16 protein-coding genes are annotated in these 21,588 nt (G+C 57.0%); 10 read left to right on the forward strand and 6 right to left on the reverse strand.

Translation table 11 applies throughout. The features are described 5' to 3' along the window. Positions 1 to 3: 3 nt before the first annotated feature. From ACA055_RS19605 to ACA055_RS19630, 6 genes are read right to left on the reverse strand one after another with little or no spacing between them, the layout of a single operon-like run. Positions 4 to 4,209 carry an RHS repeat-associated core domain-containing protein gene (locus ACA055_RS19605; protein WP_497680157.1) on the reverse strand — a complete coding sequence of 1,402 codons (4,206 nt, stop codon included), beginning with the start codon at positions 4,207 to 4,209 and terminating at the stop codon, positions 4 to 6. Between the two features lie 5 nt (positions 4,210 to 4,214). Continuing rightward, entirely contained in the window at positions 4,215 to 4,682 is a 468-nt protein-coding gene (locus tag ACA055_RS19610; protein WP_497680158.1) for a DcrB-related protein, read from the reverse strand. A gap of 37 nt (positions 4,683 to 4,719) precedes the next feature. Beyond that, positions 4,720 to 5,301: a hypothetical protein gene (locus ACA055_RS19615; RefSeq protein ID WP_497680159.1), complete on the reverse strand. Its 582-nt coding sequence runs from the start codon at positions 5,299 to 5,301 to the stop codon at positions 4,720 to 4,722. A gap of 12 nt (positions 5,302 to 5,313) precedes the next feature. Beyond that, complete coding sequence (locus ACA055_RS19620; RefSeq protein ID WP_497680160.1) at positions 5,314 to 7,170, reverse strand: type VI secretion system Vgr family protein; 1,857 nt, start codon at positions 7,168 to 7,170, stop codon at positions 5,314 to 5,316. Between the two features lie 34 nt (positions 7,171 to 7,204). After that, positions 7,205 to 7,909 carry a hypothetical protein gene (locus ACA055_RS19625; protein WP_497680161.1) on the reverse strand — a complete coding sequence of 235 codons (705 nt, stop codon included), beginning with the start codon at positions 7,907 to 7,909 and terminating at the stop codon, positions 7,205 to 7,207. Continuing rightward, on the reverse strand, positions 7,909 to 8,931 hold the full coding sequence (locus ACA055_RS19630; RefSeq protein WP_497680162.1) for a hypothetical protein: 1,023 nt from the start codon (positions 8,929 to 8,931) through the stop codon (positions 7,909 to 7,911). The genes ACA055_RS19625 and ACA055_RS19630 overlap by 1 nt, the downstream gene beginning before the upstream one ends. 963 nt (positions 8,932 to 9,894) lie before the next feature. Between ACA055_RS19630 and ACA055_RS19635 the strand changes: the two genes are divergently transcribed. From ACA055_RS19635 to icmH, 10 genes are all read left to right on the forward strand, one after another. Further along, positions 9,895 to 10,644, forward strand: coding sequence for a hypothetical protein (locus ACA055_RS19635; protein WP_497645200.1), 750 nt, complete (start codon positions 9,895 to 9,897; stop codon positions 10,642 to 10,644). Between the two features lie 68 nt (positions 10,645 to 10,712). Beyond that, on the forward strand, positions 10,713 to 11,246 hold the full coding sequence (gene tssB, locus ACA055_RS19640; RefSeq protein ID WP_150816351.1) for a type VI secretion system contractile sheath small subunit: 534 nt from the start codon (positions 10,713 to 10,715) through the stop codon (positions 11,244 to 11,246). Positions 11,247 to 11,256: 10 nt separating this feature from the next. After that, positions 11,257 to 12,759 (forward strand): type VI secretion system contractile sheath large subunit, encoded by a 1,503-nt coding sequence (tssC, locus tag ACA055_RS19645; protein ID WP_059404744.1) that lies wholly within the window; start codon positions 11,257 to 11,259, stop codon positions 12,757 to 12,759. Positions 12,760 to 12,784: 25 nt separating this feature from the next. Beyond that, on the forward strand, positions 12,785 to 13,267 hold the full coding sequence (tssE, locus tag ACA055_RS19650; protein ID WP_497680163.1) for a type VI secretion system baseplate subunit TssE: 483 nt from the start codon (positions 12,785 to 12,787) through the stop codon (positions 13,265 to 13,267). Further along, positions 13,267 to 15,099 (forward strand): type VI secretion system baseplate subunit TssF, encoded by a 1,833-nt coding sequence (tssF, locus tag ACA055_RS19655; protein WP_497680164.1) that lies wholly within the window; start codon positions 13,267 to 13,269, stop codon positions 15,097 to 15,099. The genes tssE and tssF overlap by 1 nt, the downstream gene beginning before the upstream one ends. After that, on the forward strand, positions 15,063 to 16,133 hold the full coding sequence (tssG, locus tag ACA055_RS19660) for a type VI secretion system baseplate subunit TssG (RefSeq protein ID WP_059404747.1): 1,071 nt from the start codon (positions 15,063 to 15,065) through the stop codon (positions 16,131 to 16,133). Before tssF ends, tssG begins: the two co-directional genes overlap by 37 nt. After that, positions 16,130 to 18,733: a type VI secretion system ATPase TssH gene (gene tssH, locus ACA055_RS19665; protein WP_497680165.1), complete on the forward strand. Its 2,604-nt coding sequence runs from the start codon at positions 16,130 to 16,132 to the stop codon at positions 18,731 to 18,733. Before tssG ends, tssH begins: the two co-directional genes overlap by 4 nt. Before the next feature lie 23 nt (positions 18,734 to 18,756). After that, a complete protein-coding gene (tssJ, locus tag ACA055_RS19670) occupies positions 18,757 to 19,515 on the forward strand; it encodes a type VI secretion system lipoprotein TssJ (protein WP_497680166.1) in 759 nt (252 codons plus the stop codon). Further along, on the forward strand, positions 19,508 to 20,851 hold the full coding sequence (tssK, locus tag ACA055_RS19675) for a type VI secretion system baseplate subunit TssK (RefSeq protein ID WP_497680167.1): 1,344 nt from the start codon (positions 19,508 to 19,510) through the stop codon (positions 20,849 to 20,851). The genes tssJ and tssK overlap by 8 nt, the downstream gene beginning before the upstream one ends. Beyond that, a complete protein-coding gene (gene icmH, locus ACA055_RS19680) occupies positions 20,848 to 21,561 on the forward strand; it encodes a type IVB secretion system protein IcmH/DotU (protein ID WP_497680168.1) in 714 nt (237 codons plus the stop codon). Before tssK ends, icmH begins: the two co-directional genes overlap by 4 nt. Positions 21,562 to 21,588 lie beyond the last annotated feature (27 nt).

A 21,588-nucleotide genomic window follows, 5' to 3' on the forward strand; every position in this document is an offset into this window, starting at 1 on the left:
TCCTCAAAAGTCTAAAGATCTTTCTTTCCAATAGCTTTTCTTCCAAGTATTAAACGGTCCTCGATTCATACTTTGCGGCGCACTATTGTAAAGCCGTCTAACACCATCCGACCCAACCCAACTTTTATCCCACTGATTAGAGTAAATATGCAAGACTCGGTCATTTTTTGAGTGAAAACTACTAAGAATTTCGGCCATAGAACCAGGCTCGTCTTGTGTGAGATGGTGGAGGTTGACCTCACGTCCGTCCTTACCTATTGGTGCATCCCCTTTTCTCATCCTTTGAACATTCGTTCTTCCTATGTCATCTACGTAGTTGGAATCAAAAATATCATTTCTCTGGTACACCTTCCGACCCGCAACACTTTTAGCAGCCCAGCAACTCCAACCTAACGGGTCGACCCAACTATTTGTGTTCGGGGCGTATCGATACAGGTTAAATCCGCCTGCTAACCCAATCGGATCCTGCGTAACAAACCGCCCCACCTCCGGATCGTAATACCGAAACGTGTTGTAGTGCAGCCCAGTCTCATCATCGAAATACTGCCCCTGGAACCGCAGATTCTGCTGCACTTCGTTGACGTCCAACCGCTCCACCGCCCCCCACGCCTTGTACGTCGCTTGCCAGACGATCTGCCCTTCCCGGTCAGTCATCTCCAGCGGCGTACCAATCTGGTCGGTGTGGAAATAGTAAAGCTTCTGCTCCTCACCCTCGGCCTGATCCACCCGCGCCAACGGCGCATAACTACCCGGCTCGTAAATGTAGAGGCTGCTCTGCCCCGGCGTTTCCTCGCGCAACATGCGCAAGCCTTGCCAGAGAAAATTCGTCTGTTTAGTGACGCCGTTGACCCGCGACACCTTGGCCACACGACGTCCCAGGCTGTCGTAACGATAAGTGCCGGTACTTTCCAGCTTGCCGTTGACCAACGTCTCAGCCTTAACCAACCGATTCTCACCGTCATAGCTGAACGTCTGCAGCCTGCTCATCCCGCTGCGTTTTTCAATCAGGTTGCCCCACGCATCGTAGGCATATTCCTGATCCCGCCACTGCTTGATCCGGTTGTCTTTGACGTGATCAAACTGACTGGTGTTGAAGTTCAACCGGTTCGCCGCCGCGTCGTAGCGGAACTCTTCACTGTCCACCAACTTGCCGGTGTCACGGCTGTGCAGTTGGCCGTTGGCTTCGTAGTCGTACTTGATCTCGCCGCGCAACTTGTCGAGGGTGCGGGTCAGTTCGCCGGCTGGGTCGTACTGGTGACGGCGGTGGATCGGGTTGTAGGCGTGCTCCACCAGCAGTTCGGGCTGGATGCCGGGGTTGTGCAGTTGCGAGAGTTTTTCCGCCGGCAGGCTCGAGGCGAACTGCCAGGCCTTGCGGCCCATGGCGTCGTAGCCGAAGCAGCTGGTGAGCGTGCCCTGCGTGCGCAGCACTTCGCGGTGCAGGTCATCGCGTTCCATGTCGCTGATCAGCTGGCCGTCGAGGTTGAGTTGATGCAGGTGGCCGCTGCCGTAATACAGGTGGTTCAGGTGTTGACCGGTGGGCAGGGTCAGCGTGGTCAGGTTGCTCAGTGGATCGTAGTCGTAGGACAGAGCCCCTTGGGGTGTGGTCTCCTTGATCAGACGGCCCAGCAGGTCGTAGGAGAAATCGAGTTTTTCTTCGCTGACGCCGAGTTTTTTGCCGGCGGTTGTCGGTAAACGATTGATGGACAGCAAGCGATCGCCGTCGTCGTAGGTGTAGTCCTGGCGGGCATCGGCGTTGAGCTTGGCGAGCAGTCGGCCGATGCTATCGCGCTCGAATTCGGTACTGCGTTGCGGTCGTTCGGCGCGTTCGCCGTAGCCGATTTCGTCGACCCGCGTGAGATGCCCGCCCAGGTTGTAGCTGAACCGGCGCGTCAGGTTGTCGATGCGTTTTTCTTCGATCAAGCGATCGGACGCGTCGTAGGCAAACTGGTACGCCGCGTTGTTCTCGTTGACCAATGCTGTCAGCCTAATGGCCTGATCGTATTCGTAGCGGATGCGCTGGCCTTTGGCGTCCTGACGGCTGCTCGGCAGGCCTCGGGCGGTGCGCAGCAGGCGCGTGGTCTGGCCTTTGCCGTCGGTGTGCGTCAGCACTTGGCCGAGGGCATTGTAGGTAAACGACTCGGCGCTGCCGTCCGGGTGCTGGATGCGCAGTACTTCGCCGTCGGGTTTGCGTTCCAGGGTGGTGGTCTGGTTCAGGGCGTCGGTGACGGCGATCAGGTGATGGCGTTCGTCGAAACGGTAATGGGTGTTTTTGCCCGAGCAATCCTGGAAGCGTTCGACCTGGGCCAGGGTGTTCCACCACAGGTATTTGGACTTTTGCGTGGCATCGATGATGGTGTGGGGCAGGCCGTCATCGCTGTTGAGGTATTCGGTTTTGTGGCCCATCGCGTCGACTTCGGCGATGAGGTTGCCTTTGGCGTCGTAGCGGGCTTTCCAGGTGCTGCCGTCGGGGTAATCGACCTGCGTGACCAGGGTCGTCAGGTGGTGATACTCGTACTTGATCTTGCGCCCGAGCGGGTCGGTTTCTTCCAGCAGTCGCGCGTACTCGTCGTACTTGAGCTTGACGACATTGCCGTCTGGCAGGGTGAGGCCAGTCATGTTGCCGTTGTCGTCGATGTCGATGACGTAGTGCTCGCCACCGAAGTCGCGACTGGCGGTGACGCGATGATCGCCGTTGTAGTGAATTTCGGCTTCGCGCCCGAGCACATCGGTAACCCAGGTGGTGCGGGCCTTCACGTCGTAGCGGAAATGGAAATGTTCGCCATCGCTGGTCCAGTGTTCCACCACGCGGGGCTGCTCACCAATGGTTTCCCAGCGGTAATTGCAGGTCAGACCCAAGGCGTTGCTGTGACTGGCCATGACGCCGTCGACGTAGCTGAAGCGCCGGACCGAATCGCTGTTGCGATTGATCACCTCGATGAGCTGGCCATTGTCGTCGTAGCGATACTGCGCCAGGGTTTCGACGGCCTGGTTGTCGACGACGCGTTTGACGTCGGTCAGGCGACCCAGAGGGTTGTCGTAATGCAAGTGAACACGAACGCCGCCGGTGGCGCTGATGTCGGTGAGCGTGCCTTCGACCGTGTGGGTGAAATGCAGGAAATGGCCCAGCGCATTTTCGATGCGTTGCAGGGGTACGGGGACGTTGTCGTCCGGTACTTCGCCGAAGTAGAAGAAGATGTTGTCGAGGGTTTGCAGCAGGTAGTGACCGCCTTCGGTGCAGACGAGATAAACCTGCTCGTGGGGATTGTAGATGCGGTCCCCCGGCGGCACGTCCACAAACGGCACGCTGCGCCCCTGGTTGTCGGTCAGGTAAACGAAACTTCCACTGCGACGCAGGCTTTGTTCCCATGGCAGCACCCAACCCTTGCCGAGCACACTGTCGACGGTCAAGTCACTAGCATAAAAGCGTGACCATTCGATGGGCATCAGGCCAGGGAGGCTGAAGTCGGTTTCGTCAGGAATGACCTTGCGGCCAGTGGTAGCGTCAACGGGATTGCCCACCAGACCACCGACCGCACGCTCGATGGACGGCCCGATCACGTAACGGCTGGCCACCTCACCGGCGACGAAGCCGGCGGTGAATTTCAACACGCAGGGCATGATGGCTTTCATGCCGGCCTGTGTCCCGGCCTTGATCAATTGAGCGATACCGCCCGCCGCACCGGCGACTGCCATGAGGATATCGACCGTGGTTCGTAGCCAGCCGGGGATCTCGTCGTCTACCGGTAGATAGCGGTGTGTTCCACCGCCAATGTAGACATCGCCAGAGCCGCTGGAAATCTTCGCACCGCAGGTAATCTTGTCGCCCTTGCGCGCCGCCGCCGTGCCATTGATGAAGACGTTGGTCGAGCCCTCCGCGACTTGCACCGGACCGGGATGCTTGTCACAGGCGCCAATGCTTTTTTCGACATGGGCGGCCTTGCGGCTATTGATGAATACGTTGTCCGACGCGGTGACGATGGTTCCGGAGGGCGATGAAAACATACTGCCGATCGCCTCCCCTGCGGCAGTCAGCAAACTACCTCCGATGCCTGCCGCGAGACCCGCCAACAAAGCCACACCAAACCCACAGGTGAACGTCGCGATGGCAACCGTAGCAATCAGCGCAATACCGAGCGCGGCACCGATCAGAAACCCGCCCAGCGCACTGGTGTGGGCGATTTCATCGCCAAACCTTGCGGCTTCAAACATGGCCGTTACTCCTGTTCGCTGGAGTCGGTCTTGGTTGCGCCGGGCTGGCGAGGCTGGAAGCTGGCCAGCAAGTCCACCCAGTTCTGGTTTTGCTCGCTGCTGAAATCGGCCTGGGCCGTGGTGGAGAAAATAATCGCGCGGCCGGGCTCAATCAGAAAGGCCGCTTGGCGCTGATAGAACGGTCGACCATCGGTCATGTAATACGCATCGATCTGGATGCCGTCGATCGGCGCAGAGGTAGACAGCGAAACCGCCTTTTTGCCTAGCAGGGTGTAGCCGCGCAGTTTGGAGGCAAGCATTTTCACCTGACGATCAACGTAGGCTTTGAGCGCCTCGGCGGGCAGCAGCATGTCCCTGGAGATGGTGATGCTTAACGGCGCAGGAACACTCGCCCCCAGTACAAACATATTGACCGTGCGGTCCTGAAAACCCTGCGGCAACGCGATGCTGCCTTCCTGCAACTCGTAATCCATGTGATGTAAATTCCTGAAAATCGAAAAAAGTATGCGTTCAGCGGGCTGCGAGGCCTTCGAGCATGCTGTCAAAATCAACCAGCCAAAGACTGAGGACAGGCTTGGTTGGATCAATCACGCAAGAAATATTCAGCCACTGCACTTCGTCACTGCCGGCGACCGGAACGATGGCGCCGACGAGGCGTCCGTGACGTTCGGCGTGACCGATCTTGAAGTGAAAATCCAGGCACTTCGCGGCACTGCCCGCCACGCTGTAGTCGCGTTGACGGATGATGCGCAACTGCGGATAAATCGTGCGAAACATCTGCACGGAGGCGTCGAACAGCTTTTCCAGATTCTGCCCCTGCGCGACATCACGACGCTTGATCGTCAAGATGATCGGCTCGCCTTCGTGCTCGATGGTCGTCTGGATATCGCGGAAGTTGAAACCCGCTGGGAATGCCAGATTGAAACCACCGAAATTGAAGCTGCTGGGCGTGCTTTGCAGTGCAACGACAGGCACGGGTTCCGGCTCGTGCGCTTGTTCAACGACCGGCGCATTTTGCTGCTCAAGGCGCGCAGCTTCCTCCAGCGCAATACGCTTGGCGGAAATACGATCGTAAATACTGGTTCTGGTCATAGACACGATTCCCTAGTCATTGACCCGAACCTCGGAGCCCGTAATTTGGGTGGTGCCAGTGCTGGTCGTGACAATCGTCTTGCCTTTGATTTCGATGCCATCCGGAGTGAGGGTGATGCTGCTCTCCCCCACCTGAAGAATGATGTGTTGCTTGGCATTGACCTGAATGAACTGATTGTCGACTTGGATCGTCAACGAGCCTTCCTGGACATTCATCACCGTGTCTTTCTTGATCGTTTCAGTGTGCGTGCCACCGACCGTGATCGTGCGATTGCTGCCGACGCTGTGGATCTCGTCGACCTCGATCTCGGTGTCCATGTTGCGCTCGGCATGCACGATGACCTGCTCGGCCCCCGCCTTGTCTTCAAAGCGGAAAAAGTTCGCCGTGCCGCCATCGCCCTTCATCGACCGCGTCAAAAACCCGCTCTGCGTCTTGTTCGCCGGCAGCGACCACGGCGGTGTGTTCTGGCTGTTGTAGAGACTGCCCATGATCAATGGGCGGTCGGGGTTGCCGTCCAGAAAGACCACGACAACTTCATCGCCGACCCGTGGAATGAGAATGCTGCCGAAGCCGCCGCTGGCTCCCGATTGGGCCACGCGAACCCAGCAGGAGCTTTTGTCGTTAAATTCGCCGTAGCGATCCCAGTGGAATTGCACTTTTACGCGTCCGAGCTCGTCGGTGTAGATCTCCTCGCCAGGAGGACCGACGATAATGGCAGTTTGTGGGCCATTAATTGACGGCTTGCGCGTAGCTAGTTGAGGTCGGTAGGCAATTTTTTTTCGTACACAAACGAATTTGTTCTGGTAACCCGCCTGGTCACCGGTCATGTAGTTGTTACTTCCACTTTGCTCAACGCTTATGAGCAAAAACTGCCGATTTTCAGCAGAGCCCAGATCGTGTTCGTAATGCTGAGTCAGTTCAAATGTGAAACCTGGTTTCATGGCGCGACAGTTACTGTCGCCATAGAATGTTTTCCCGAGCAACTCTAGCGCTTCTACCCGATTACGTACCAGTGCTTCGCCGGCCTCGTACGTACCATGGGTGTACTGGCCTGGGAAATCATAGATTTCAAAACTATCAACATCCCCTTGCTCGTTGAGACTTTGCATAGTAATAGGCAAGAAATTTCGCGGCTGCCGGTAATCAAACGTACGTACGGCAATTTTTCCTGATTGCAACTGGCGAGTCGCACTCCATTGAGTGATCGCATCGGCCGTTTCTGTCACGGAAGCGCTATGAAAACGTATTTGGGGCTGCTCCGGCAAAGGCATCAACGTACTGGAGTCATCGGCGATGATCATTACATGAGAGTCAGCCGTGTGTTCGAAGTAGTAAAACAGCCCTTCACTTTCTAGTAACCGCTGTACAAAATTGAAGTCACTCTCACGATATTGCGTAATGTAACTGTGCTGTTTAAGCGGCTTGCTCAGTCGGAACTCAAACTTGGGTAAAGCACCAAACTCACCAAAAACTTCAGTCACCACGTCCTGCACAGTCTTGCCCTGGAAGATTCGCGAATCAAATCGACAGGTCAGCATCCACAACCACGGCGCAAGCACCGCACTGTAGCGAACGATACCGCCATCACTGCCTCTGCTGCTAAAGCGATTGATGTATCCATTGATGTAACGTGTAGAGCCATCGGCAAGTTCAATTTCAACGGTTGCAGGACGGCCGATCAAAGATTTTAGTTTCACGTCCGTCCGCTGACTTAGCAGGGCTAAATCCATTTGGAAAAGTCGTGACAATCCTTCCGTTCCGGAGAAGTGCTCCAGCATCAGATCTTCGTCACCCGCCTGGGCAAAGGTGTTGAGCTTGAAAAGCCGTTTATTCTGCGGGCTCAACATCGAAAGCACGTCCATCAACATAGGTTTCTCCTTGAAAACTGATTACTGACGGACCTCAACGATCTGCCCTTGCTGTGAACATTCGGCCAATCAGAGACGCAGCGCGCTTTTCACGAATTTCTTCCACATTCATAAATGTGAAGTAGCGGCGCTCGCGTGACTCTTGCTCTTTCAATGTCCGCAACGCAGCGATGCTGGAGCGATGATAAAACAACATAAATAATGATATGACGATAAAAATAAAAACGAGCATTGACGATGATGACTTATAAGCGTGGAACACCGGATAGACTAACGTGCCCAAGCCCGCGCCAAGCGCACCAAGCCACCAATGATTGTCCTGTACAGCCTCAATCACCTCAACACGTTCCCCTCGGACTATCAAAGGACTGCGACTACTGCGCCAGCCGTATAAGACCGCGTAGACCACCACTGCAAGAATGATGGGGATACTGCTGAGTAATAAAGAGGTGACTGGATCAAGCTTCAATTGCTTGTAGCAAGTCATCAACGCCATAACGAATGCAAAACCAGGTGCAACAGCAAGATTGGTGAACAATCGTAGGCTGGCGTACTTGCTGAAGCGCTCGGTTCTGTAAGCGCAGTTCACACACCAATAGCTCAGCCCAAGGACCACAATGACTGCTGGCAGAATAAGCACTTTCGGCTGAATACCGGCCGAAAAAACAGCCAGCATCGAAAACAGAAACCAAGCGCCGAAAACCCTGGATAAAAAACGATGAGACTCAATGTGGAACATTATTGATTTTTCCCCGTAATAAGATTACCGAACGCAGTGCCCCAGCCTGTTCCCTCATCACTCATGACCATCTGAATCACCAATCCGGCCCCAAGTCCCAGCGCAATTATTACAATCGCGGGGGCACTAACGGTCGCACCGATTATGACCCCGCTCGCGAAGACCAAACCATTTGTAGGTTGACTATAAGCAGACTTTCTCAGGAACTCGTCAGTGCTCGTTGAACTATGAATATCCATCACGAGCTGCGGCCCAAAGGCGAGCAATGGTCCAGCCGCACTACCAACCAGCACTCGACCCACACCACGCTGACCATAGGCACCGGCATCGACATGACTTGTTGCTCGTAAAGCTTTAGCGGTGTTATAGGCGGGAACATGAATAACATCACCTACAACTTTACCCGCCACCCTATAGATACTGGCGTTGGCCGTAGCAGGTACTTCAAAGAAGAGGTTACCGCCCATGCGAATTAACTTTATCCGCCCCCGGAATGCCTTTCGGGCAGAGACAGCTCCAGGTTTGCCACGTGAGGCAGCCCACTTCTTTAGTTGTTTCTTGGTTGATTGGCTGATATCGAGCAGGTTTTCTACTTTCGTCGCTCTTGAACCCGCGTGTATCAGGCCTCCAACACTTGCTAGTGTGCCCGGCAGGTTGGCCGTTGAGAACAATAGAGGCCCCACTACAGGTATCGCTTCGGCCTTTTGTTTGATGTCTACAAACTGTTTGCTTGTGATGTTCGCAGCTGTCTTCAGCTTGCCCATCAGAAAAATCAGCAGCGTGCAGTACTCCTCGGACTCCTCTTGACTCAACTCTGACTCTTGCGAGCTTAATTCTTTTATCAAAAATTCCGCAGCGCTCAGATCGTCTGTCGAATAGAGCCCTCCGATACCTAACGAGGAAGGGAACGCTCGGGCGGCTATTTCACTTGGCCAAGGTAATGACCCCTCCCCCAATAGTCCATCCTGTGGCCCAATCCCCATCGGATCGGCAGCCGTACATGGATACAATCCATTATTCACTCAACGAACCCTCTTTCAGAAGGGCGAAAGCCTGCATTCAGCGCGACAGCATAGGCGACTGCCAAACCTTCACTTTGGTTCAGTGCGGCCCTAGTTCCCCGTGAACTCGCCACGGCGCAGGGTAAAAACATTTCGTCCATGTCCCTTTCTCCTATTTCCGCCCCCGAAAAACTCCGTAGGGAAACTATCCATCGCGCAGGGGCGAACTCACTTACCCGGCTATTACGCTCAAATTACGGTTGCATCACTGCAGCAAACGAGGACGAATACATCCCCTCAACCTTCCCTACCCTGCGAAGCGACCAAACAGAAATTTATCCGGGCTTGCGACAACTACCTTGTTGATAAGTGCCGGAGCCAAACAACAATAGAGAACCCTGTCACATTTGGTGAAGCCGAATCCGAACACGTGCGAAAGGAAACACCCATGTAACACGTGGTGTCAACCCGGCAATCTTTATTGAGAAATGAACCCAATGGACGTAGGGCCATCACTTTTACCCTGAAAAAAGTCGTTCGCTGCGTTTCGATATTGTTTTTCCAGGAGGGAAATTCCTCGAAGTAGGTGAACCGGTTCACCTTTTTGCAATTTTATTTAATTAAAAATTGGATCCATTACCCGCCTGAAACCATTGAACCTGCTGGGTTTCAGAGGCTTCTGTCAGACAGATCCACCGCCTAATGGCAAGCGGACATCATTGCGGCATGTATCAAAAACGAGAAAAAATCCTTTCCTGACTGAACTTTTCCGTACGAGATGTTGCCATATACGACGTTGCTGGCCACTCGACATCCATATGCCAGCACTGTGTTCCTACAAAATCCTGGCAATGTGCATTTCCGACGTAGAAACATCGGTCATCGCACTTTGTGAACAGGTGCTCAATTGAGAAATTCGTAGCTCTTCACGTTTTCCCTGAATAATCGGGAAGCAATCGTGAAGGGTTCAAGGACGATATACCGATGACTCAGACGTTTGACGTTGAAGCACTGATCAAATTGCGAAGCCAGACCCGGGCCATTTCCGATGCGCTCAAGGCGCAGGCTTCGGATTATCTGTCGACACTCGCATTGCTGATCCGTCCGCAGACGTTTTTCGGTGAATACCTGCAAGGTGCGCAACGCAGCAGCGGCCGCGAAACCCAGCATCACTTCAAGGAGTTCAAGGAACTCTATGACCGCATCGGGTCGGCAGCGCCCTTCCAGCTGGTCAATGAGCTGGAAGTACCTCTCAACCTGATCGGCACGACGCCGGAACTGTTTCCGCTGGAGTACGACAAGGTGCTCTCGCAAAGCGGCCAGACCATCCGCATCACCAGCCCTGTGCGCTGGGTCGTGGGCTTCAACTCGTTCGACCTGGCGCGCTTTCGCACCGTCATCAAAGACCCCAATCGCAGCAGCGCCGAGTTGTACCGCTTCGTCGTGCACTACCTGGTGTTGTTCTATTGCCTGAGCCAGTCACCTGGCCTGGGCCGTTTGTTTGGCGGCCTGCGCTTCCCCCTCAGTTTCGAGCGACTCAAAGATTTTGGTGACCTGCCCTTTTGCGTCATTGGCTCACCGGTGCGCTCCCAATTGCCTGATGAATCGGTTATCCGCAGCAGCACGCAAATCGCCGGCAACACCAGCTTCGAAGAGTTGGTGGGGCACGAAAACATTATTGAAATGAACGATGAAATCCGTCAGCGCCTTCTGCTGACGATCGAAGGAATGTAACGCGTCCGACCACCCGATGGCCGGAACGCAAACGACTTGCAGCGAATTGTTCGCACCAGGAGATCACGATGGCGAAGAAGGAAAGTACCCAGCACAAACTCGACCGCGTTCGCGCGCCTCGGGTCCATATCACCTACGACGTGGATATCGGTGACGCTCAGGAAAAGAAAGAGCTGCCCTTTGTCGTCGGAGTGCTGGGCGATTTCTCCGGCAACCCGCTGGAGCCGCTGCCGAAGCTCAAGGACCGCAAGTTCATTTTCATCGACCGCGACAACTTCAACGGCGTGCTCAAGGGCATCAAACCGCGCCTGAGTTATCGGGTCGACAACACGCTGGCCAGGAACGGCACGCAGTTGGGCGTCGAGCTCAACTTCAACGCCCTCGAAGACTTCGAGCCGCAGAACGTGGTGAAGCAGGTCGAGCCACTGCGCAAGCTGCTGGAAGTACGCAACAAGCTGGCAGATCTGCGCAACAAGATGGGCGGCAACGACAAACTCGAAGAGCTGCTCATGGACGTGTTGCAGAACACCGAAAAGTTGAAAACGCTGGGCAAGGAATTCGGCCGTGAAGCCGCTGTTCCAGCCACCGATGGCAAAGAGTAGGAGCCTGAAGATGAACGATAAGCAAACCGTGACTCAACAGGACGGCGATCTGGTTGAAGTGGAAAACTTCGCCCCGCAATCCTCGCTGCTCGACAGCATCATTTCGCAAAGCCGCGTCGCGCGTTCCGAAACCGAACGTACCCGCACACGTGACTTGATCGGCGAGCTGGTCAGCCAGGTGCTGGAAGGCGAAATGACGCCGAGCAAGGACCTGATTGCCGTGCTCGACGCGCGCATCGCCGAAATCGATGCGATGCTCTCCGAGCAGATGAACGAAATCATGCATGCTCGCGAATTCCAGCAACTGGAAGCGTCGTGGCGTGGTCTGAAGTATCAGGTGGACCAGACCGAAACTAGCACCACGCTGAAGATTCACCTGCTCAATGCGTCGAAGAAAGACCTGGTGCGCGACCTCAAGTCGGCCTCCGAATTCGACCAGAGCGCGCTGTTCAAAAAGATCTACGAAGAAGAATACGGCACCTTCGGTGGTGCGCCGTTCGGCATGTTGTTGGGTGACTACGAGTTCAATCGCAGCCCCGAAGACATGTACCTGCTCGAAGAGATTTCCCATGTCGCCGCGGCGGCCCACGCCCCGTTCATCTCGGCGGCCTCGCCTGAGCTGTTTGGCTGGGATTCGTTTACCGACATGTCCGGCCCACGGGACCTGGCGAAGATTTTCGACACCGTCGAATACGCCAAGTGGAAGTCGTTCCGCGCCTCCGAAGACTCGCGTTATGTCGGTCTGACCCTGCCGCACGTGCTGGGTCGCCTACCTTATGGCCCGGATACCACGCCCGTTGAAGAATTCAACTTCGTCGAAAGCGTCGATGGCCGCGACCACAACAAATACCTGTGGATGAACGCCGCCTACGCGCTGGGCACCCGGGTCACTGACGCGTTTTCCCGTTATGGCTGGTGCGTGGCGATTCGCGGTGTCGAGGGTGGCGGTCTGGTGGAAGGCCTGCCGACGCACACGTTCAAAACCGATGACGGCGAAATCGCCCTCAAGTGCCCGACCGAAATAGCCATCACCGACCGTCGTGAAAAAGAGCTGTCGGACCTCGGCTTCATTCCGCTGGTGCACTGCAAAGGCACCGACTACGCCGCGTTCTTCGGCACTCAGTCGGCGCAGAAACAGAAGCACTACAACACCGACATCGCCAACGCCAACGCCCGGCTTTCCGCGCAGCTGCAATACATCTTCGCCACGTCGCGCATCGCGCACTACATGAAGGCGATCATGCGCGACAAGATCGGCAGCTTCGCGTCCCGCAAGGACGTCGAGATGTTCCTCAACAAGTGGCTGTCGAGCTATGTGCTGCTGGATGACACCGCCAGCCAGGAAGCCAAGGCCAAGTTCCCGTTGCGCGAAGCGCGGGCCGAAGTGTTCGAAGTTCCAGGCAAGCCCGGTGTGTATAAGGCCGTGACGTATCTGCGTCCGCATTACCAACTGGACGAGCTGACCGCTTCGTTGCGCCTGGTCGCTGAATTGCCGCAATCGACTCGCGGTTGATCCACCCCATTGCCAGGGAGGCAATATGAGTAGTCAACACAAGCTGTTGCCATCGCTGCTGGATCGATTGCTGGACGATCATCCGCATCAATCCATGGAAGCCTCGTCGCAACGCTTGTGTTCGCTGGCCGATTACAAGGCCAGCATCGTTCGCGATCTGGAGGTGCTGGTCAACACGCGCCAGTCCCTGGTCGCCAACGAGCTGGAGGGTTTCGTCAATTTGAACGGAACCATCCTCGACTACGGCATGCCGGATTTCACCAGTCGCAGCGTGCTTGATCCACAAGACCGTCTATTGATTCAACGACAACTGGAGAAGGCGATCACCGTCGGCGATCGACGGTTTCGCAGCGTAAAAGTCCAACTGCTCGCCCAACAAACCGGCCAACGCATGCTGACCTTTCGCGTGGACGCAGTACTGCGCCTGCAGGACATCACCCGTCAGGTGTCCTTCGACGCGGTGCTGCAGGTCAACACCCAGGAATACAAAGTGCAGAACCTCAACTGATGCTCGACGATCTGCTGCCCTATTACGAAAAGGAACTGTCGCACCTGCGCTTTTTAGGGCAGGAGTTTGCGAGCCAGTACCCGAAGATTGCTTCGCGGTTGCTCATCGAGGGCGATAACTGCGAAGACCCGCATACCGAGCGCTTGATCGAAGCGTTCTCGTTCCTGTCCGCTCGCGTGCACAAAAAACTCGACGATGAGCTGCCGGAAATCGTCGAGTCGTTTCTCGAAGTGCTGTACCCGCATTACCTGCGCCCTACCCCGTCGATGTCGATCGTCGAGTTCAACCTGGGCAAGCAGGAAAAAGTCACCGAAGCCTTCCACGTCGCCCGGCACACCGAACTCAGCGCCAACCCGATTGATGGCGTGGTGTGCAAGTTCCGCACCTGTTACCCCGTTGAACTCTGGCCGGTGGCGGTGCATCAGGCCTCGTTCATTGAAATGGAGCGCTCGGCGTTCAACGGTCATAGCGCTGACCTGGTCGCACGCCTGCGCATCGGCCTGACGGCGACCTCCGACGTGATGTTCGGCAAGATGGAACTGGACAGCCTGCGCTTTTTCCTCGACGGCGAAAGCACCCTGATGCTGCAGCTCTATGAGCTGCTGTTCAACAATCTGGCCAAGGCTACGTTGTCGTTCGAGGATGAGGGGCGAACCCGCGAGATCACGCTGCCGGCGAACGCATTGAAAGCCGTCGGTTATGGTCGCGATGAAGGACTGGTGGATTACTCGGAGCGCTCGTTCCTGGGTTATCGCTTGCTGCACGAGTACTTCACCTTCCCGGACAAGTTCATGTTCTTCGACCTGTCGGGTTTTGCGCGGCTGTTAGCGGGCAAGAACCTCGAGAAAATCGAGATCAACTTCTACTTTTCCGACTACGACCTGAGCGATCGCCTGGCGCGCCTGACGCAGAACATCGGGCGCAATAACTTCAAGCTCAACTGCACGCCGATCATCAATCTGTTCCGCCAACAGGCAGAGCCAATCAAGTTGACCCACGCCCAGCACGAGTATGCCGTGACGCCGGATGTGCGCCTGCAAGGCTCGGCGGAAGTGGTGTCGATCGATCGTGTGCGTCGGGTGCGCAAAGTCGGCGGTGTCGATCAGGTCGGCACCTGTCATCCGTTCTTCGAACCGCGTGGCGATCAAGGCCCCGGCCAGAGCTTCTGGATCGCACGACGTCGGCCGGTGCAGTCGCGCCAGCGTGATGGCTCGGACGTGTTTATCCGGGTGGTGGATCGCGAACTGGAGTTGATCAACTCCAGCAACGACACCTTGAGCCTGCGCCTGACCTGCAGCAATCGTGACCTGCCGTTGATGCTGCCGTTCGGCGGTGAGCGCGGAGACTTCAACATCCCCGGCAACTCGGTGATCCAGGACATCCGCTGCTTGCGCAAACCCACCGCAACCGCGCGCGTGCCGCTGGGTAACGGGGTGATCTGGCGGCTGATTTCACACCTCTCGCTCAACCACATGTCGCTGGTGTCCCAGGGGCGCGAAGTGCTGCTGGAGCTGCTGTCGCTCTACAACTACCGCAACGTGTCGGCGCTGCGCAAACAGATCAATGGCATTGTCTCGGTCAGCAGCGAGCCGGTGGTGGCACGCATCGGCCATCCGCGTCCGAACTTTGTCCGAGGCGTCGGCATCACCCTGAATTTCGATGAAAGCCAATACACCGGCAGCGGTGTGTTTTTGTTCGGCATGGTGCTCGACCACTTCTTTGGCCAGTACTGCACCATGAACAGTTTTACCCAATTAACCCTTCGCACCTTGCAGCGCGAAAAGAGAGTCGTCCAATGGCCACCGCGAACCGGCGATCAACCCCTGGTCTGATCGATCAGGCACGGGCTGAGCCGCACCGATTCGAGTTTTTCCAATTGGTGCGTTTGCTCCGCCTGCATTACAGCAGAACCGGTCGCATGGACCTGGACACTCGACCGCACGAAGACCCTTTGCGTTTTCGCTCGCAGCTGTCGCTGAACTTCCCTGCGAGTGAAGTCAGCGACTTGCAGTTTGAGCGTGAAGGCAAGGTGTCCGCGGCAGGTTTGCCGCTGTCTGAAGTGCAAGTCACGTTCATGGGACTGGTCGGACCGTCCGGCGTGTTGCCGCGTCCCTACACCGAGTTGTTGATCGAGCGGCATATCCAGCATCGGGATGATGCGGCCCATGCTTTCCTCGATATGTTCTCGCATCGCATGACCACGCTGTTCTACGAGGCCTGGCAGAAATACAAGTTCTACATCGAGTACGAACGCAACGGCACCTCGGATTTCGATCGCTACCTGCTCAACCTGGTGGGTTTCGGGCCTGAGGCGCAGAAGCAGAAATTCGACAAGCAAGGCTCACCGCTGCGGCGCGAATTGTTCAGCTATTTCTCCGGCCTGTTTGCCCAGAAGCCGCGCAACTCGCTGAACCTTGAAGTGATGCTGTCCTTCTATTTTTCGCTGCCATTCAAGGTCAAGCCATTTGCCGGACGCTGGCTGAAACTCGACGCCAGCCAATGCACGCAATTGGGCCGCAAAAACGCCGTGCTCGGGCAAAGCGCAGTCGCCGGTAACCGGGTCTGGGATTACCAATCGTGCGTGCGCATCGAGCTGGGTCCGCTGGACCTGGTCGACTATCAGCGCTTCCAGCCAGGCACCGTCGACTACCAGAAACTGGTGGAGCTGGTGCGGTTCTACGTCGGCGCCGAACTGGACTTCCAGTTGTCGCCCCGGCTCAAACCCGAAGCAATCCCCGTGGCCCGCCTCGGTCGCCAGGGCAACGTTGCACTGGGCTGGCAAGGCTGGCTCAAACGTCCTGGTGTCGACGTGGAACCTTCCCGTTGTGCCCTCTTCCACATTCCTTTTGATGGGGTCTCCCTGTGAACCTGAAGTCCCTGTTTGCCAAACTGAACGACACCAGTCGCACCGCCACCGAAAGTGCTGCGGCCTTGTGCCTGTCGGAACAGCATTACGACGTCGAGATCGAGCACCTGTTATTGCAGTTGCTCGACAGCAACGACAACGACCTGCCGGCCATTCTGCGTCACTACGATGTGGTGCCGGATCGCCTGCAGGCTCAGTTGGTGACCGCGCTGGGGACCTTCAAAAAAGGCAACACCCGCACGCCTGCACTGTCGCCGCACATTACGCGAATGATTGAGCAAGCCTGGGTGCTGGCCTCTATCGAGTTCGGGCAAGGACAGATTCGCACCGGTTATCTGTTGCAAGCATTGCTGGATGACAACGAGCTGCGCCGGGTAGTGATCGCGTCCGCCCCCGAGCTGGAAAAAATCAATGCCGACGACCTGCGGGTCAACCTCGGCGCGCTGGTCGAAGGCAGCGCCGAATCGCAGCAAGCCAAGCCGTTGGCGGGTGCGGACGTCGCTGCGCGCAGTACGGTTAAAGGCAACGGCAAGACTCCGGCTCTCGATCAATACACCATCAACCTGACGCAAAGTGCGCGCGAAGGCCGAATTGATCCAGTGCTGGGACGTGAGTTCGAGGTTCGGCAGATGGTCGACATCCTCACCCGTCGGCGCCAGAACAACCCGATCCTGACCGGTGAAGCCGGCGTGGGTAAAACCGCCGTGGTTGAAGGCCTGGCGCTGCGCATCATCCAGGGAGATGTGCCGTCGGTGCTTAAAGACGTGGCCATCCATACGTTGGACCTGGGCTTGCTCCAGGCCGGTGCCGGGGTGAAAGGCGAGTTTGAAAGCCGCCTCAAGTCGGTCATCGAAGAAACCAAGCGCAGCCTGCACCCGATCATCCTGTTCATCGACGAAGCCCACACCCTGATCGGCTCCGGTGGCCAGGCCGGGCAAAACGACGCAGCCAACCTGCTCAAACCAGCCTTGGCCCGAGGCGAATTGCGCACCATCGCGGCGACCACGTGGGCCGAGTACAAGAAGTACTTCGAGAAAGATGCCGCCCTGGCACGTCGCTTCCAGGTGGTGAAGGTCGAAGAGCCGGACGAAGACAAGGCGATCCACATGCTTCGCGGCCTGCTGGCCAAGATGCAGGATCACCACAAAGTCACGGTGATGGACGAAGCGCTGGTGCAAGCCGTGCGTTTGTCCAATCGCTACATCACCGGGCGCCAGTTGCCGGACAAGGCCGTCAGCGTATTGGACACCGCCTGCGCGCGGGTTGCCCTCGGCCAATCGTCGCAGCCGGGGCCGCTGGAAGACTGCAAAAGAACCATCGACAACCTTCAGGCTGAAATCGCGGTGCTGCAGCAAGAAGCCGCCAAAGGCAGCGACCATGCCCGGCGCCTGGCGATCCTCGACGCCGAGTTACTGGCGCAACAGCAAACCCGCGATGCATTGGAGCAACAGTGGCAACGCGAACTGGAACTGGTGGAAAAACTCGGCGCGCTCAGCCATCCGGACAACCAGACACCCGATGCCCGCGAGATTGCAGCGGTACGCGCCGAGCTGACCAGCGTCCAGGGTGAACAACCGCTGGTGCATGCGTTGGTCGACGGGGGGACCATTGGCGAAGTGATTTCCGGTTGGACCGGCATTCCGTTGGGCAAAATGCTCCGTGATGAAATCGACACCGTCCAGCGCCTGCCCGCGCTGCTGGGCGAACGGGTACTCGGACAAGATCACGCCCTGCAGGAAATCGGCAAGCGCATCAAGGTATCCCGCGCACGCATGGAAGACCCGAACAAGCCGATCGGGGTGTTCCTGTTGCTTGGCCCGAGCGGTGTCGGCAAGACGGAAACCGCGCTGGCCCTGGCCGACACTTTGTACGGCGGCGAACGTAACCTGATCACCATCAACATGTCCGAGTACCAGGAAGCCCACACGGTGTCGAGCCTTAAGGGTTCGCCACCGGGTTACGTCGGTTATGGCGAAGGCGGCGTGCTGACCGAAGCCGTGCGACGCAAGCCTTACAGCGTGGTGCTGCTGGATGAAGTGGAAAAAGCTCACCCGGACGTGCTCGAACTGTTTTTCCAGGTGTTCGATAAAGGTGTGCTGGATGACGGTGAAGGCCGGGAGATCAACTTCCGCAACACCGTGATCATCCTCACCTCCAACACCGGCACCGATCGCATCATGCAATGGTGCCTGAATGCCGAGCAGCAACCGACGCCGGAAGACATCGTCGAAGGTCTGCGCGACGAGTTGAACCAGGTGTTCAAACCGGCGTTCCTCGGCCGCCTGACCATCGTCCCGTACTACCCGGTCAAGGACGCCATTCTGGAGCGCATCGTCGCGCTCAAACTCGAGCGCATCCGCCAGCGTTTCGAGCGCAACCATCAAGCCGTCCTGAGCTACGACGAAGCACTGGTCAAAGCCATTGCCTCGCGCTGCACCGAAGTCGACAGCGGCGCCCGCAACATCGACAACATCCTGTCGAAAACCCTGATGCCGGAACTGGCGCAACGGGTCCTGGAGCGGATGGCGCAGGACAAGCCGATCCAGAGTTTGAACATCGCGTTGGGCAGCGACGGCGATTTCGCCTACAGCCTGTGCTGAATGAGTATTTAAAGGTAGCCATCATGGATAACAGACATTCAAGGAAGCGCCCTGCGCAGCCGGCATTGGCAAAATGCCTGATCGCAGTGGCATTGATGATGGCGTTGACGGCCTGTGGCGTCACCGACCGTGTCAGCAAGCGGGTCGACGATACGTGGGCCGGCGACATGCTGTTCGACGATAACGAGAAGGTCATCCTGACGTCGGATGGCGGCAATCAGCTCAATCCCGACGAGTCCGGCAAACCGCTGTCCGTAGTGATTCGCGTGTATCAGCTGACGTCGCTGGAGCGCTTTTCGTCGATCGACGCCGACACGCTGTGGGACGACCCGCAAAAAGCCCTCGGCAATACGCTGCTCGAAAACCGTGAAATCACCTTGCTGCCGGGCATGGGGCAAGTCGACAAGTGGCCGTTGAAAAAGGCCGCGGGCTACGTCGGCGTTGCCGCGTTTTTCCGCTCGGATGAAAACAGCCGCTGGAAGGTTGCGTTTGACGCCAACTCGCTGCGCAAGGATGGCATCTGGCTTTCCGCCGATGGCCTGCGGGTGTTGGTGGACAACAACACCGTTTCCGCCGTGAGCGGTGTCGATGTTTTGAACAAACCCAAAACTCAGGAGCAGCTCGCCCAAGCCTCTGCCCTGCCCGACCCGCCAGCGAAGCCAACCCTCCCCCAGCGTGTGCAGGACGCGGCCGTGCAACAGGCTGAAGACACGGCGACCAGCTCCGCGCAAAAAACCACCGAATCAAAATTAAACTCTCTATTGGAAGGCGTTCATGAGTAAGCAAAGCCGGGTGATGTGGTCGGAAGGCATGTTCCTTTTGCCACAACATTTCCAATATCAGGATGAGTTCCACCAGCATCAGCTGGCAGAGGCGACGCTGCGCAACACGCCTTTCCATTGGGGTGTGCAAATGCTGCAGGTCGATGAAGAGGCGCTCGCAACCGGCTCTTTGCAGCTGAAACGGTTGAAACTGGTGTTTCCCGACGGCAGCCTGTACGACGCACCGCAGCATGACCCGCTGCCGGCAGCGCGTGACTTGAAGGACTTGCTCAAGGGCAACGACCTGAAGGTCTACGCCGCGCTGAAACTGCCTGAGCCGTTCGGCATGAATTACGTCGAAGACGGCCAGGAACAAAAAAGCGCAAGGCGGTTTCGCAAGCAGTTCGACACCTTGCCGGACCTCAACGAAGGCGACCTCGAGAACGAAATCACCAGCCTGCGCCTGAACGTGGTGATGCTGATCGACGGCGATAACCTGGATGGCTACAGCCACTGCCCGATCGCCCGGCTGTCGCGCAACAACATCGGCGGCTTCAACCTCGATGCACACTTCGTGCACCCGACCTTGCATGTCGGCACTCACGAAACCCTGACCGGTCTGGGCAAGCGATTGCTCGGCGCGCTGCAATCCAAAAGCAAGGCGCTGTCGGGTCGTCGTCGCGAACGCGCGGACCAGATTGCCGAGTTCGGCTCCAGCGATGTGACCTTGTTCTGGCTGTTGAACACGGTGAACCGTGCGCACCCGGGCCTGGCGCACCTGCTCGCCCACCCGCGCCTGCACCCCGAGCGCTTGTATCTGTTTCTGGCGGAACTCGCGGGCGGCTTGCTGACGTTTTCGCTGGACACGCAACTCAACGACATCCCCGAGTATGACCATCACGACCCGGCGGCCTCGCTGGTCAAGCTCGATGAAATGATTCGTGTACTGCTCGACAACGTCGTGCCTAACCAGTGCGTGATGATCAACCTGACCCAGACCAAGCCTTCGTACTGGCAGGGACAGCTGCTCGATCCGCGCCTGGCCGAGGCTGATTTTTATATTTCGGTGCACGCCGACATGCCCGGTTCCAGCCTGCTCGAACTGGTGCCGCGCGCGTTCAAAGTCGGCTCGCCGGAAGACATTGAAGTGGTGGTCAACAGCGCCATGCCCGGCGTCACGCTCAATCACTCGACCCGCTTGCCCAATGCAATTCCGGTGCGACTGGACAATCACTACTTCTCCATCGAGCCGCATGGCCGGGTGTATGAACGCATGATGAGTGCCCAGGCCATCTCTTTTTACGCACCCAGCGCCTTTACCAATCTCAAGCTTGAACTGATGGCGGTACTCAAATGAACGAAGCCGTAATGCAAGGCGCCGTGGCGGCCGCCACTGAAAAACCGGTGTTGAAAGACCTGGTGCAAGACTTCATCAGCATGGCGCTGATCGTGCGCAAAGGCCGTCAAGTGACCTCGGTCACCGCTTTTGAGGCGAGCATCGATGCCTTCTTCTCGACACTGGAATGCGAAGCCCGTAACGCCAACTACAGCGTTGAACAGGTGAAGGATACGCAATACGCACTGTGTGCGTTCCTCGACGAAAGCGTGTTGCGCTCCGGGGAAAACGATCTGCGTCGTCACTTCGAACTGCAGCCGTTGCAGTTCCGCTATTTCGGCGTGCACCTGGCGGGCGAAGGCTTTTTCGAGAAAATCGATTCGTTGCGCAGTGACGTCAAGCAAAACCTGGATGTGCTTGAGGTCTATCACCTGTGTCTGGCGCTGGGTTTCGAAGGCAAATTCAGTCTCGGCCAAAAAGACCAATTGCGTTATCTGGCCAACACCCTGGGCCAGGACATCGCGCGATACCGCAAGACGCCCAAGGCGCTCTCGCCGGATTGGGCATTGCCCGACCAGGTCTCGCAGATGCTGCGCCATGAAGTTCCCGTTTGGCTCTATCTGGCGCTCATTGCGCTGGTCTGCGTGGGTGTCTACCTGACGCTGGACTGGCTGTTGGCCAAGGACGTAGCCGCATTGTCCGAACAAATCAGCCAGCTGTTCAGTGCCTGAGCACACCTCAGGTAATCGAGTCAGGAA

Source organism: Pseudomonas sp. LBUM1657 (assembly GCF_059716075.1).

Excerpts from the sequence above, each read along its gene's own strand:
- ACA055_RS19635 (WP_497645200.1), top strand. The coding sequence starts at position 9,895 with ATGACTCAGACGTTTGACGTTGAAGCACTGATCAAATTGCGAAGCCAG.
- tssB (WP_150816351.1), top strand. The coding sequence starts at position 10,713 with ATGGCGAAGAAGGAAAGTACCCAGCACAAACTCGACCGCGTTCGCGCG.
- ACA055_RS19615 (WP_497680159.1), bottom strand. The coding sequence starts at position 5,301 with ATGACCAGAACCAGTATTTACGATCGTATTTCCGCCAAGCGTATTGCG.
- tssK (WP_497680167.1), top strand. The coding sequence starts at position 19,508 with ATGAGTAAGCAAAGCCGGGTGATGTGGTCGGAAGGCATGTTCCTTTTG.
- ACA055_RS19605 (WP_497680157.1), bottom strand. The coding sequence starts at position 4,209 with ATGTTTGAAGCCGCAAGGTTTGGCGATGAAATCGCCCACACCAGTGCG.
- tssG (WP_059404747.1), top strand. The coding sequence starts at position 15,063 with ATGGCCACCGCGAACCGGCGATCAACCCCTGGTCTGATCGATCAGGCA.
- icmH (WP_497680168.1), top strand. The coding sequence starts at position 20,848 with ATGAACGAAGCCGTAATGCAAGGCGCCGTGGCGGCCGCCACTGAAAAA.
- tssF (WP_497680164.1), top strand. The coding sequence starts at position 13,267 with ATGCTCGACGATCTGCTGCCCTATTACGAAAAGGAACTGTCGCACCTG.
- tssE (WP_497680163.1), top strand. The coding sequence starts at position 12,785 with ATGAGTAGTCAACACAAGCTGTTGCCATCGCTGCTGGATCGATTGCTG.
- ACA055_RS19625 (WP_497680161.1), bottom strand. The coding sequence starts at position 7,909 with ATGTTCCACATTGAGTCTCATCGTTTTTTATCCAGGGTTTTCGGCGCT.
- tssC (WP_059404744.1), top strand. The coding sequence starts at position 11,257 with ATGAACGATAAGCAAACCGTGACTCAACAGGACGGCGATCTGGTTGAA.
- ACA055_RS19610 (WP_497680158.1), bottom strand. The coding sequence starts at position 4,682 with ATGGATTACGAGTTGCAGGAAGGCAGCATCGCGTTGCCGCAGGGTTTT.
- tssJ (WP_497680166.1), top strand. The coding sequence starts at position 18,757 with ATGGATAACAGACATTCAAGGAAGCGCCCTGCGCAGCCGGCATTGGCA.
- ACA055_RS19620 (WP_497680160.1), bottom strand. The coding sequence starts at position 7,170 with ATGTTGATGGACGTGCTTTCGATGTTGAGCCCGCAGAATAAACGGCTT.